Annotated in this window: 12 protein-coding genes; 4 read left to right on the top strand and 8 right to left on the bottom strand. The window is 38.1% G+C overall.

The window, feature by feature from the left end:
- Positions 1–114: 114 nt before the first annotated feature.
- From IGQ45_13665 to IGQ45_13675, 3 genes are all read right to left on the bottom strand, one after another.
- Positions 115–939 (bottom strand): glycerol acyltransferase, encoded by an 825-nt coding sequence (locus IGQ45_13665; protein ID MBF2058223.1) that lies wholly within the window; start codon positions 937–939, stop codon positions 115–117.
- Positions 940–1422: 483 nt separating this feature from the next.
- On the bottom strand, positions 1423–1983 hold the full coding sequence (locus IGQ45_13670; protein ID MBF2058224.1) for an RDD family protein: 561 nt from the start codon (positions 1981–1983) through the stop codon (positions 1423–1425).
- 128 nt (positions 1984–2111) lie between these two features.
- On the bottom strand, positions 2112–3338 hold the full coding sequence (locus IGQ45_13675) for a hypothetical protein (GenBank protein ID MBF2058225.1): 1227 nt from the start codon (positions 3336–3338) through the stop codon (positions 2112–2114).
- A 117-nt stretch (positions 3339–3455) separates the two neighbouring features.
- Between IGQ45_13675 and IGQ45_13680 the strand changes: the two genes are divergently transcribed.
- The 3 genes from IGQ45_13680 (at position 3456) to IGQ45_13690 (ending at position 5986) form a co-directional block, all read left to right on the top strand.
- Positions 3456–4193, top strand: a complete 738-nt coding sequence (locus IGQ45_13680) for an rRNA pseudouridine synthase (GenBank protein ID MBF2058226.1) — start codon at positions 3456–3458, stop codon at positions 4191–4193.
- 73 nt (positions 4194–4266) lie between these two features.
- On the top strand, positions 4267–5079 hold the full coding sequence (locus IGQ45_13685; protein MBF2058227.1) for a helix-turn-helix domain-containing protein: 813 nt from the start codon (positions 4267–4269) through the stop codon (positions 5077–5079).
- A 103-nt stretch (positions 5080–5182) separates the two neighbouring features.
- A complete protein-coding gene (locus tag IGQ45_13690) occupies positions 5183–5986 on the top strand; it encodes an Rpn family recombination-promoting nuclease/putative transposase (GenBank protein MBF2058228.1) in 804 nt (267 codons plus the stop codon).
- Positions 5987–5992: 6 nt separating this feature from the next.
- Here IGQ45_13690 and IGQ45_13695 read toward each other — a convergent pair whose 3' ends face one another.
- Entirely contained in the window at positions 5993–7627 is a 1635-nt protein-coding gene (locus tag IGQ45_13695) for a peptide ABC transporter substrate-binding protein (protein MBF2058229.1), read from the bottom strand.
- Positions 7628–8153: 526 nt separating this feature from the next.
- Between IGQ45_13695 and IGQ45_13700 the strand changes: the two genes are divergently transcribed.
- On the top strand, positions 8154–9296 hold the full coding sequence (locus IGQ45_13700; GenBank protein ID MBF2058230.1) for an NADP-dependent malic enzyme: 1143 nt from the start codon (positions 8154–8156) through the stop codon (positions 9294–9296).
- 127 nt (positions 9297–9423) lie between these two features.
- Here IGQ45_13700 and IGQ45_13705 read toward each other — a convergent pair whose 3' ends face one another.
- From IGQ45_13705 to IGQ45_13720, 4 genes are all read right to left on the bottom strand, one after another.
- A complete protein-coding gene (locus IGQ45_13705; GenBank protein MBF2058231.1) occupies positions 9424–10074 on the bottom strand; it encodes a methyltransferase domain-containing protein in 651 nt (216 codons plus the stop codon).
- 223 nt (positions 10075–10297) lie between these two features.
- Complete coding sequence (gene prmA / locus IGQ45_13710; GenBank protein MBF2058232.1) at positions 10298–11206, bottom strand: 50S ribosomal protein L11 methyltransferase; 909 nt, start codon at positions 11204–11206, stop codon at positions 10298–10300.
- A 245-nt stretch (positions 11207–11451) separates the two neighbouring features.
- The gene (gene argJ, locus IGQ45_13715) at positions 11452–12693 is read right to left on the bottom strand and encodes a bifunctional ornithine acetyltransferase/N-acetylglutamate synthase (protein ID MBF2058233.1); all 1242 of its coding nucleotides are present in this window, start codon (positions 12691–12693) and stop codon (positions 11452–11454) included.
- 106 nt (positions 12694–12799) lie between these two features.
- A complete protein-coding gene (locus IGQ45_13720) occupies positions 12800–13342 on the bottom strand; it encodes a translation initiation factor IF-3 (GenBank protein ID MBF2058234.1) in 543 nt (180 codons plus the stop codon).
- Positions 13343–13510: the final 168 nt, after the last annotated feature.

Below are 13510 nucleotides of genomic sequence, written 5' to 3' on the forward strand. Positions count from 1 at the left end.
CGATTTTTTTGTTGGTTCGTTTACATCCCCCGTTGATTTCAGTGGGTATTTTTTTGTTGAGAAATTCAACGGGGGTCTTTCACTCACATTTCAAGATAATATAAACTTTGCATCCTAATGATTGGCAAATAAATCATCTAGTTGATATTGCATCGCATTGACTACCTGATGATAACATTCGTCAATATAATCCTTGTCTTTACTAGCAGAAAAACCATAGCGCTCAAAATAAATTGGCGGACATACTCTTGTGTAAATTTTAGTGGGAAAAGGTATATTAGGGATAGGACCAAAGGCTATTCCCCAAGGTAAACCGAGATAAATGGGGAAAACTTCAGGATCAAGAATGGAAAGATTATTAAACAAGCCAAAATCAGGAATTTGCTTAATATATTCATAAATATCAGCTAAAACGATTAAACTCTCATGGGCGCCCTTCGACACAAGCGGTACAATGGGTAAAGAATAACGTATTGCTAACTTCAGAAATGCTTTACGACCGACAAACTTAATCTTATCTTGTTCTGTATAGAGACGAAAGACATCCTGAGCGCCCCCCGGATACACTAACACATTAGCACCCGACTCAATAGCTTCTATGGCCATTTTGGGGTGCGCTATCACCGCTCCAGTTTTAGCAGCTAAATCAGTAACCCCATGATAAAGAGTCCATGCACTGGGGTGCATTAAGCCATACACAGGCTTTTCGACCCCAAAACGCCGAAACCAATCATACATCATCATGACCATGTCGGGCGCTGTTAAACCGCCGTTATGAGAACCGACAAACAAAACTTGTTGATCGGGGATATTTTCCCAACCATCGGTTTCCACCCGAAAATAATATTTATATAAAAAATCCCACAAAGGCATCATACTCCTGATTACGTCGGGGTTTCGGTAATCTAAAGACCAACCTAATTTTTTCTCTTGTACCATGAATTATTGCTAACAACTAACGTAATCTTAGCTTAATTGGGTTGCTAGTGTCAGAACCTGTTTGAGGAGAGATTTACTAAATCTTAGATTTTCTATATAAACGGATATAAAATGACATAAAAGGACAAATAAATAAAAAGTTTGTGAAAGTATTCGATTTCGGTTTCAGAAAAGTAATATTTGATGTACGATAAAGGGAGATTTTGGTTGCCCCTTTTGGGGAAGTACCTTACAAAAATAGGATAGTAATACTATTAACGCTTCCGTGGGTGAAGCAGTCTGTTAAATCAGATAACATAAGTGTCTTAAAAATATTTTTTAAGGCTTTGAGGGATACCTCCTTTTGAGTATTTTACTCAAATGCTATTGCAGTTTATTACGGTATATGCCGTTTTATTCTGCATAAACGTATCAGAACATTTATGGTATTACATATACATCTGTATTAATAACCAGGTTGAAATATTCAATCATTAATTTCTTTTAATCTTTACGTTGTCGGCGTTGCCAGTTACGTTTAATTTCTTTTGTCCATTTTTTTAGTCTTAAATCGAGGGAATATCCGCGCCGAGTTTGAATAATTACCGTATTAGCATTACGGTCATGAAAAGTGCGATTATATTCATCATCAGTTAAAGCGGTGAAGGCATCTGCGATGAGGGGCGCTAAAAATAATAGCATCAAAAGAAAGTCACGAAAGTTGACTTTTAAACCAATCATTGCCAGAAATGCCACCCCAGCAACAATACTTTCTCTTTTTAGTAAAGTGAGGAGGGGAGGGCGCTGTTTATTTGATTCAAAGTTACTAATTTTTAGGTCAAATGCCCAGCGCCCGATACTTTGACCTTGATTTTTGTCAACTACCACCACACGCAAAGTTAACCATAGCAGAAGAAATACCAACAATTCAGCCAAAATATTTTTTACCAAAGAGGATAATAGCCACACTAAAATAAAATCGACTAAAAAAGCATAAGCCCTTCTTTCGGGAGGTGCTTTAGGGCGTCTTGGTGGGAGGAGGGGGTAGTCTTCTTGGTTATACATGAGAAAATAATAGATACTACTGTGAGGTGGGAAAACCCATGATTATCCATTGTCAATTATCCATTGTGAATTGTCCATTACCTTCACGACTCTACTTTTTCATCAACCCCTCCTTAGCCTTTTTTGTACTACGTTGATGATTCTGTATTTTGAACAGCGCCACAATGGACACAATAGCCTAGATGTTTATAAGTAGAATTATCACAATTTACGCATTCCACATATTGATTATAACCACAATGAGGACAATAAGCACTTTGAGGGGGAATTTTTCTGGCGCAACGCAGACATTTTGATTTTTCTACTCTTTTACTCGCTTGATTTTTGGTATTAAAAACTATTTTTTGAAAGAATTTAATCATCAAAAATCCCACTAGGGGAATGATAAAGATATACAGATAATTAATTAAAAATACTAATCCTCCTAGAAATACTTGAACAAATTCTAATAAAAATTCAAAGAATACCCCTATTTGTAAAAAGTCAAAAAATTTGATAATTAAAGGAATAAAAAAGATTACCAATAAATGCCAACTCATTAATGCTAGTAAACCATCTCCTCGATTTTCAGCTCCCTTGTGAATAAATAAACCAATGAGGATGAGGGGCGCTAGAAAGAAAACTTGTAATATGAGTTGAATAGTGGGATACCAAAAAGAAGCCCTTTCATAACCATTTTCAACAGTGGTAAATTGTGCGGAAGATTTTAATAAGTTAAGATAATTTTGACTTTCTTCTTGTCTTAATAAATCTTGTTTGGCTTGGTTGATTTCTTTTGTTAATTGACCTATTTTTTGATTATTCTTTTCAATCTCTTTTCTCGCTTGTTGTGCCTCTACTTCATTAATTGATAATTCTTTTGGTTGTCCTGCGATTTGTTCCAGTAATGTAGAATCATATTGAGAGCGAATAGTTCGAGTTGCTTCAAGGATGCGATTAGTTTCTGTTTCTTTGTCAGTAATTATTTTTATAAAACCTTGATTTTTAGCTTGATTAAGCTGTGTTTTAACTTGGTTAAATTCTATGCAAAGAGGCGAAATAGTACCTAAGTTTTTACGCTCAATAATAGAAGTTGTTAAGCTATTTCGTTGATCAAGGGCTTCTTTAATAAATTGATAATCTTTTTCTGAAGCATCGCTATTTTGATAACTTTGCCAACTGGAATAACAAGGGTAAGCCTCATTAGGACTGATATACCAGCGCCCGATGTCGTTCAAACCAGAAAAAACATTAAACAAAATAAATAGATCAATAATAATGATGACAATTAAACTAAATTTATTAATCGGTTCATCATTTATTTTTCTTGATTTAGCAAAAAAAGTCCCCAATAAATTGTTAATTTTACGCCGCATTTTTTACATCAATTAACGATTAGATTATAATTATTAACTGAATAATAACAGAGAATTTTTTTAGGTATAATAAATAGTGTTACTCTTTGAAAATTGTCACAAAGAGAAAAGGAAAAAATGTCAGAAAGAGTTCAAAAAATTTTACGTCAATGGGGTATTGCCTCCCGTCGGGAAGCCGAAAAAATGATCGAAGCTGGAAAGGTAAAAGTTAATGGGGTTGTCATCACTTTAGGACATCAAGCTGATATAAAAAGAGATAAAATTGAAGTGGCTGGAAAGGTTTTAAAAACTTCCCAACTACCGAAATCCACCTATTTATTACTGAATAAACCCAAAGGGGTAATCTGTAGCTGTGATGACCCAAAAAAAAGAACTACAGTGTTAGATTTGCTAACTCCTGAGCTAAAATGGGGGCAAGGTATTCATCCCGTGGGAAGACTAGATAGGGATTCTTCAGGGGCGCTGATTCTTAGTAATGACGGTGATTTTACTCTCGCTTTGACTCATCCTCGTTACCATGTGCCAAAAATTTATCAAGTATGGTTAGATGGAGTAATTAAGGAAGATGTGATCAAAAAATGGTCAGAGGGTTTTGTGTGGGAAGGAAAAATGACTCTCCCAGCGCCCATCACCGTTAAAAAAATCACTAATACTCGCAGTTTAATTGAAATCACCTTACAAGAAGGGCGTAATCGTCAAATTCGTAGTATTGCTGAATTGTTAGGTTATCCTGTGGTTAGTTTACACCGTCAAGCTATCGGTTTTATCAAGTTAGCTGAGTTAAAAACGGGGGAATATCGTAATTTAACTGCCCAAGAGGTGCAGAAATTGATTAGGTTAGCTAAAAATCAATAAATTTTAGTGAAAAAATTGACAAAAAACGTTAAAAATAAGCTAACGATAGTTATTTATACATAGGGGGGGTTATATGAATTTTTTTAAGTCTAAAGAACAAGATACCATCGATCCAGAACAAGAAAGACAAGAATTTCTTAATAAAATCAGTTCTGTTTTAAAAAATCAGCGTAATGCTTTAGATTATGATTTAGATACTATTTCTCATCAAACTAAGATTACTCTGACTGTGTTACGGGCGCTGGAAAATGCTGATTTAAGCCTCTTACCTGAGCCTGTATTTACAAAAGAATTGATCAAAAAATATGCTAACTTTCTTCATTTAGATGGCGAAAATTTAGTTCTTAATTTTAATCTTGATAAAAAAGTTGTTGTTGAGCAAAAATATTTCAAACAAAGAAAGAAATTTAACTTTAATTTAAAAATAAATACCAAATATCTTTATGTAGTTTACGGACTACTAATTTTTGTTTCTATGGGTAGTCTTAATGATATTTTACAGCCTAATTTTTTTATTATTGATAATTCTAGCGATCAACAAATTAATACTAATGACAAATTAGTTACTCAAGAAATTAACAGTAATAATTCAGAAAATAATCAGGCTATTACCGCCGCAGAAAAAAAAGCTGATGAGCCTAAAAAAATAGATGAATTAAATGTAAAAATAAAAGCTCAAGATGATTCTTGGATAAGAATTGTTGTGGATGGAGAGAAAGAATTTGAGGGGATATTAAAGAAAGGCACGGAAAGGGAATGGAAAGCAAAAAAAGAGCTAACTATTCGCGCTGGAAATGCGGGAGGAATATTATTAAGTGTCAATGAGGAAACACCCCAAAAAGTTGGTCAAATAGGACAAGTGGAAGAAATTACTTTAAATTTATAGCAGTCTTAAATAAATCAAAACCTATATTTCCTTTCTTTACGGATAATATAATAACAGCGCCCTCCACTGTAAAATAAAAATAGTCACGGGAAAAAATAAGGGCATGAAAACTGATTCTATCTTTTATAAACTATTTCAATATTTACCAGAAACTCTCTTTAGTTTACTTAATTTACCATCTGAATTAGCTCAAGAATATCAATTTCTCTCCCAAGAATTAAAACAACTATCAAAAAGAATTGATGGGGTTTTTCTCACTGATAATATCCATCAACCCATCTATTTTGTAGAAGTACAATTTCAAAATGATCAGAACTTATATCAACGTTTATTTACAGAAATATTTATGTACTTAGGACAATATCAGCCCCCTAACGACTTTCGGGCGCTGGTATTGTGGGCAAATCAGAAATTAGATTATCCTCTACCAAAGTATTATGAAAGTTTCCGACAATTAGGGAAACTAGAGATAGTTTATCTTGACAAACTAGAACCTGAACCCACTGATAATATTGGACTAGAAATAGTAAAATTAATTGTAGCAGAACAAGAAAAAGCTAAAACTCAAGTAAAATATCTGTTTGAGTTAACTGAGAATAATATTGACAATACCACAAAAAGAAAAAATACCATAGAATTAGTTGAAAAGATTTTAATCTATAAATTTAAGCAATACTCAAGGGAGGAATTAGATAAAATGTTTACTTTAACAGACTTTAAAAAGACTCGTTTTTATCAAGAAACTTTTGCTGATGGAGAAAAACAAGGAGCAATGAAAGGCAAACTCGAAGGCAAAATGGAAACTATACCTGAACTATTAAAGTTAGGATTAAGTAGAGAACAAGTAGCCAGCGCCCTCCACCTTAGCATAGATATAGTTAACCAATTTCCCACACCAAAAGAATAAGAAAAATCACTCAACCCTAGTAATATTTTTGAGGGGAAAAGTCTGACTAGGATTAATCACCACCCCAGAAAGATTTTTTTGGGCAAAAGCATATTCTTTGGTTTGCCAAAGGGGAATATAAGGCACATTTTCCACCAAAATTGCTTGAATTTGGGCAAAAATTTCCTTCAGTTGCTGACTGTCATTAGTTTTTCGGGCTTGATTGATCAAATCATTTAAGGATTGACTGTAAAAGAAAGAGCCTTGATTTTGAGCGCCCCCCGCCGTGCATCCAGTGCTATCATTACCTTCACTACAACTGAGAAAAGGATGAATATAATTATCAGCATCCAGAAAATCAGGATACCAGTCACCTAAAAAGCCTTGATAAGCGCCCTTCCCCAAATTACTAAAAGCCGTGGCACTTTCCACCCCTTGAGGCTCAATTTTAATCATACCATCTAACTCCTGTTCCCCCAGCGCCCGTAAAGTATTAGCAATACCGGCACGAGGGCGCGATGTGGAAGGATACCACAATTCAATCACTGCCGGATTTTCTGCAGAATAACCAGCTTCCGTTAATAATTGTTTGGCTAGTTCATAATTACTATCAGGATAAGATTGAGCAAAGACGGGCGCTGACACTTCAAACGCAGAGGGAATCATACTATGTAAAGGCTCCGATAAACCTTGTGCTACCCTTTCTACTAATAAATCTCGACTTACCATGGAAGCGATAGCCTGTCTCACTGGTAAAGCGGTGAGGGGCGCTTGATTGAGATTCATAGATAAATAAGTAATTACCGTGCCTTGCCCCTCGATGGCTTGAAATGCCCCGTCATTCTGGGCTTTAGCCAATAAATCCAAAGTTTGTTCGGGTGCGAAAGACTGATAAGCTACATCCACAGCGCCCGTCAAAAAGCCATTATAGAGATTGGCGGGGTTATCACCATAAATTTGTAAATCTACCCCTTCATTAAGAGGTTTTTCCCCCCAATAATCGCTAAACACATCCAACTTAACCCCATCACTATCAAAACTACTTAAACGATAAGCACCCGTCGCCACCAACTCATTAGGTTTAAATGCGCCCTCACCGATGGTATAACTGGCTGGGGAAATGGCACAAGCGCCCGGGAAAGCCAACAAAGCAGGAAAAGCAGAAAAAGGTTGTTGGAGGGTAATTTGTAACTCATAATCCCCCGTTACTGCTACCTCTGAAACAATATCCCCTAATAAAAAAGAGGGCTTCCCACCATTAGTAATAAATCTATCGAGGGAAAACTTCATGGCTTCAGCATTAAATACCTCTCCATCATGAAACTTCACCCCTTCACGCAAAGGAATGGTATAAACTAAACCATCATCACTGATAGTAGGTAAATCCGTAGCTAGGAGAGGAGTTAAATTAGTTGAGCCTAACTCATAAGTGTAGAGACTTTCCCCCACATTATAAATTATATTCATTCCAGCCAGATCATAACTATCTGCAGGGTCTAAAGTGCGCGGTTTTAAAGTAGTGCCAAAACTAATACGCCCGTTTTCCTTTACCGTCTCCCATGGGTTGAGATTAGTATTATTGCTGGTGTTACAAGCGACAATTAGCCCAGCGCACATCACCGCAACCAACAAATATTTAAGTTTTTTAAAAGTTTTTTTCATTAATAATTAATATAGCAATCCTAAATCAGTTGTGAGAATTATCTTATTGTAAAAGGGAAGAGGGAAGAGGGAAAATAATTGAGTAATCTCAACATCTTAGTTCAATTTATTGAACGTAAACCTGTTGGTTCCGTGTAATTCATTACACGGTGGGGTGTAGGAGGAAGACAAAATACTATTTCTATGGTTTCTGTGTAACAGTTGACAAGGTGAATAACGAGAAAAGATATACAATTTATTGGATACTAACATCCAATTACATCAACCGTTAAAAATAATGGCAGAATTAACTCCCAATCCTAGTTTTAGTTTAACCGTCCGTTTAGAATTACTCAACAAAGCCGGGACACTGGCGAAAGTTACTCAAGCCATCGCTGATGTGGGTGGTAGCTTAGGAGAAGTATTATTAATCGAGCGCAGTTTGAAAATTACCCGCCGAGAATTACATATTGACGCATCTAGCACCGAACACGCCGAGAGAATTGTTCAAGCCATTAAAGCCTTACCAGAAATCAAAGTTTTACATATCAGCGATCGCACTTTTGATATTCATAGGGGAGGGAAAATTCACATCCAAAATCGTATCAAAATTAGTTCTTCTTCTGATTTAGCTATGGCTTATACGCCGGGTGTCGGGCGCATTTGTCGCGCCATTGCGGATAATCCGGAAAATGTTTTTTCCCTCACCATCAAAAGTAATGCCATTGCCATTGTTACCGATGGTTCTGCTGTACTAGGTTTGGGAAATTTAGGACCTGAAGCGGCGCTACCTGTCATGGAAGGCAAGGCGATGTTATTTAAGGAATTTGCGGATATTGATGCTTTTCCTGTATGTTTAGCCACTCAGGATGTGGAGGAAATCATCAAAACGGTTAAAAATATGATTCCTGTGTTTGGGGGAGTTAACTTAGAAGATATTGCTGCGCCTCGTTGTTTTGAAATTGAGCGCCGATTACAAGAGGAGTTGGATATTCCTATTTTTCATGATGATCAACATGGTACTGCCATTGTCACCATGGCGGCACTTATTAACGCCCTGAAAATTGTCAAAAAGGACATTCAAAAAATCAAGGTAGTGATTAATGGCGCTGGCGCGGCTGGTGTGGCCATTGCTCGTTTATTACAAAAAGCTGATTGTAGCGGTATTGTCTTGTGTGATTCTAAGGGGATTATCAGTAAAGATAGAAAGAATTTGACGGCTGAAAAACAATCTTTCGCTGTCGCTCAAACTGGCAATCTTGCTGATGCGTTGAAGGGCGCCGATGTGTTTATCGGTGTTAGCGCCCCTAAAGTAGTTACTCCTGACATGGTGCGCTCCATGGCTACTGATTGTATTGTCTTTGCCATGGCGAATCCTATCCCCGAAATCCAACCAGAATTAATCCAACAGGATGCCGCCGTTATCGCTACGGGTAGAAGTGATTACCCCAATCAAATTAATAATGTTTTAGCTTTTCCCGGGCTATTTCGAGGGGCGCTGGATTGTCGCGCCACAACCCTAACCACAGAAATGTATCTACAGGCGGCGCGCGCCATCGCTTCCCTTGTACCACCGAATGTATTAGATAAAGAACACATTGTGCCTTCTGTGTTTGATAGTCGCATTGTGCCTACGGTGGCGGCTGCAGTGCAACAGGCAGCCCGAGAAGCAGGAGTTGCCCGAATTTAAACCATGAGGGTTGAACAATGTTCAACCCCTACCAAGATTATTCCGTTTGGCGAAGGTCTTTAATTTATAAGCATTTCACCGCGACACCCGAAACCTGACACCTCCTCTCCCTGAAGCCATTTTTTCATCAAGCCCTATTTACATAAGCATAAACAGCATAAAAAGGGTCATTAGCGCCCATGCCCAACATTTTGAGGAAAGTGGGAGTTTCAGGCACTTGAATCACCGTTTCTGGAGGCTTAAACTGCCCTGTGGATTGGAAGTAAGATTTAGCTAAAAATATTCTTTGTCTATCGGTGGCATCACGCCAAGCGGTGACAGCTTTTTGATAAAACATCCGATTAGAAAAACTAAAAATAGCCACCCCGTCAGGTTTGAGAATGCGCCCAATTTCCGCAAAAATAGCTTCAGGATATTGCAAATATTGCATGGAAACGGTACACAATACAGCGTCAAAATCTTCATCAGGGCAGGGAAGTTGTAAATTTTGATTAAGATTTTGTAGAAAATAATGGTCTAAACGGGGATTTTTTGCTAATTCTGCCTCATTCATACCATGACCTTCCACATGAGAAAACTGCATTTCAGCTGGAAGATGAGACACCCAACTACTCATTAAATCTAAAATACGACTGTTGGGTTTTAATAATTTTCGATATAGTTCCGTTAATTGTTCAATAAAACTATCGTCCACATGGGTAACAAAACGAGGCATGGCATAGAATAAGCCATCGTCACTATCATCTAATTTCGCGCGCTGGTGGGGTTGTAGTAACATTGTCTTTTTTTAGTGGTGTTCATACTAAAATTTTGACATATTTTTTAGTGATACTGTTAAAAATAACCTCTTATCTCAAGTTCGTTTGAACACTTACAAATTAGTAATATCAACATCTTAGTTCAATTTATTGAACGGAATACTGTTGGTTCCGTGTAATTCATTACACGGTGGGTAAATTGCGAAGATATAATCTTTTATAACTAATTATCCGAACTTGATATTACATACCCCTCATATTGCTTGGTAAACGGCGCGCGTTAATGCAACACCAATTATCTTTTTTCCACACAGTTGCAACTGTCCAACCATATTCTACTAAAAGATCACTAATTTCGGCGGATTGTTCTACTAAAATACCACTAAGGGCAATCCATCCCCCTTCTTTGACGATAGAGGCAAAATCAGGGATTAAAATTTTAATCACCTCAGCCAAAATATTACATACTACACCATCAAATATTTGTCCGTATTTTTCTTTAACTTCCCCTAGGCTACCTTGAAAAACTGTAATATCATCAATGTGGTTGAGGGCGCTGTTTTCTTTGGTTGCTTTGACGGCAAGGGCATCAACATCGGTGGCAATGACTTTTTTTGAGCCGAGGAGATGGGCGCCGATGGATAAAATACCTGAACCACAACCGATGTCAGCAATGGTTATATCGGAGTTTTCATTGTCGTCAAGGCGCATTTCCAGCGATTCTAGGCATAGTTGAGTGGTAGCGTGTACTCCTGTGCCAAAAGCTGATCCGGGGTCTAAACGAATGATTAATCTAGCGCCCCTCGCCTCTGGTTCAAACCAAGCAGGGTAAACCAAAAATCTCTCCCCAATTTCCATGGGTTGCCAGTGTTGTTTCCAGCTACTACTCCAATCCTCGTTATTAATCAAACGCCATGATACTTGCGGTAAATCTACTCCGGCAAGGGTAAAATCTTGTTGCAACCACAGAGTTAAAGCTGACAGGTCGAGGGGCGCTATGGTAACAGAAGGCACATAACCTTTAATACACAACTCATCATCTTCTTTTAGTACAGCTGTACCACGACAACCAAACTCCTGTAAGCGCCAAGAAATAGTTTCTTCTAACTCGGGAAGATGATTAACTTTTATTTCCCACCATTGTTCACTCATAAAATAATTTGAATTGTATAATAAATAAAAAAATTAGAGTAGGGACGTTGCATGCAACGTCCCCACGTTAACAGGAAAATACCCAATTAATTTTGCTGACCTACTCAATATATTTTTTCCATGCCAATCAAAAATTATTGATACAAATGAGCAATTTATGAGAAATAACTATTTAGCTTAACTCTTTAATTTATAAGCATTTCACCGCGACACCTCCCCTCAATAAAATACTTTTTCAGCATCACCTAAGTAGTGTATTCAGCATTAATTTTGACATAATCATAACTGAGGTCACAACCCCAAGCGCACCCCACCCCGGCGCCCTCCCCCACAGCTACAGAAATTAACACCGTATCACTTTTAAGGTATTCTCCTTGGGAGGCTTGTAGTAGATAATTACTAGCACTTTGACGATCAAAAGGTAAAGGTTGACCAAATTCCATTAAGAGAATATCTCCTAACTTAATCCTTAAATCATCTTGGTTAAACTTAACTCCAGCGCGCCCCGCCGCCGCCGCAATTCTGCCCCAATTGGGATCACGTCCAAAAATAGCAGATTTCACGAGGGAAGAACCAACAATGGTTTTAGCGATTTTATTAGCGGAAGCATCATCTTCAGCGCCCGTCACCTGTACTTCAATCAAACAAGTAGCGCCCTCCCCGTCTCTAGCAATAGCCTTCGCCAGATATTGACACACTTCCGTTAACATTCCCTGTAATTTACGCCCATTATCATCCATTGTGGTAATAACAGGAGTGCGAGATTGACCATTAGCGAGGGCAATAATAGTATCATTGGTGCTAGTGTCACCATCCACCGTGATTTGATTGAAACTAGCGTCCACCGCCCGTTTAAGCATATCCTGCCATAGCTGAGTAGAAACCATGGCATCACAGGTAACAAAACCCAACATCGTTGCCATATTAGGATGAATCATCCCCGAACCTTTAGCAATGCCACCAATACGCACCGGGCGGTCATCTATCATGGTTTCCAAAGCGATGGATTTTGGCACTAGATCAGTGGTGACGATGGCGCGCGCCGCCGATTCTCCCCCCTCAGAGGACAACTGCGCCACCAATTCAGGCATAGCACCCAACATGGCATCCATTTTGATCCGTTGTCCAATTACCCCCGTAGAAGCTAATAACACCTCATCAGGAGAAATATTAAGTAACTCCGCAATGCGATTCGCCGAAGTAATGGCATCTTGCCAACCTTGTTCTCCCGTGGCCGCATTTGCCTGACCAGCATTACATAAAATGGCACGGGCGCTTTTGTTGTGCTGTAATCGTTGCCGACAATAATCCACACAGGCCGCCCTCACCTCTGACATGGTGAATAGACCCCCAGCGATTGCCTCTGTTTCCGAATAAATAAGGGTCAAATCAGGAGCTTTAGACTTTTTTAGCCCTGCGGTGATCCCTACAGCCTGAAACCCTTTAGGGGCTGTGATAGACCCCTCTATGTGATGCCATTGTGTCATGAATTATGAATTATGAATTATGAGTTATGAATTATGAATTATTATCAGCACATCTCGCAGTCTTCCCCATCTCCCCTTTCCTGCTTTTCTTCCCTGTCACTCAAAACTAGACTTGTTTTTTCGGAGAAAGAAACATAATCATATTGCGCCCTTCTTTTTTCGGCTTTTGTTGAATTTCTGCCGATTCAGCTAAATCTTGAGCCATTCTCTCTAATAATTCTTGTCCGAGATGAACGTGTTGTGCCTCCCTACCTCGAAAATTAATGGTAGCTTTAACCTTATCACCGGAAGCAAGGAAGCGTTTAGCCTGACTAACGCGCACCTGATAATCATGTTCATCAATTTTGTAGCGCATTTTCACTTCCTTTACATCGGCAGTGTGCTGTTTTTTCTTGATTGCCCTTGCTTTTTTTTCCTGCTCAAATTTATACTTACCATAGTCCATAATTCGACACACAGGAGGGTCTGAAGTTTCGCTAACAAGGACTAAATCCAACTCTTTTTCATCTGCCATGCGATTAGCGTCTCTGGTGTCGAGAATGCCTAACTGTTCTCCATCCACACCGATCACACGGACTTGCGGGAAACGGATGTTATCGTTAATCTTCGGTAAATCTCTTTGATTTTTTTTGTTAGTACTATAGGTCACAGGCTTTGTTTAAGTTCTCCAATATGCGAAAGTTTTTTACTATTTACTAAGGGTTAATAAAATTTACTTGCTTTGTTTTTTACAAAGTCATTTTCTATTATAGTCAGTGATTGTCACTGTCGTTAGACTATTTTGTTCATTGTACTGCTAATATTTTAACGTGCCATC

Source organism: Cyanobacterium sp. T60_A2020_053 (assembly GCA_015272165.1).
Taxonomy (GTDB): domain Bacteria; phylum Cyanobacteriota; class Cyanobacteriia; order Cyanobacteriales; family Cyanobacteriaceae; genus Cyanobacterium.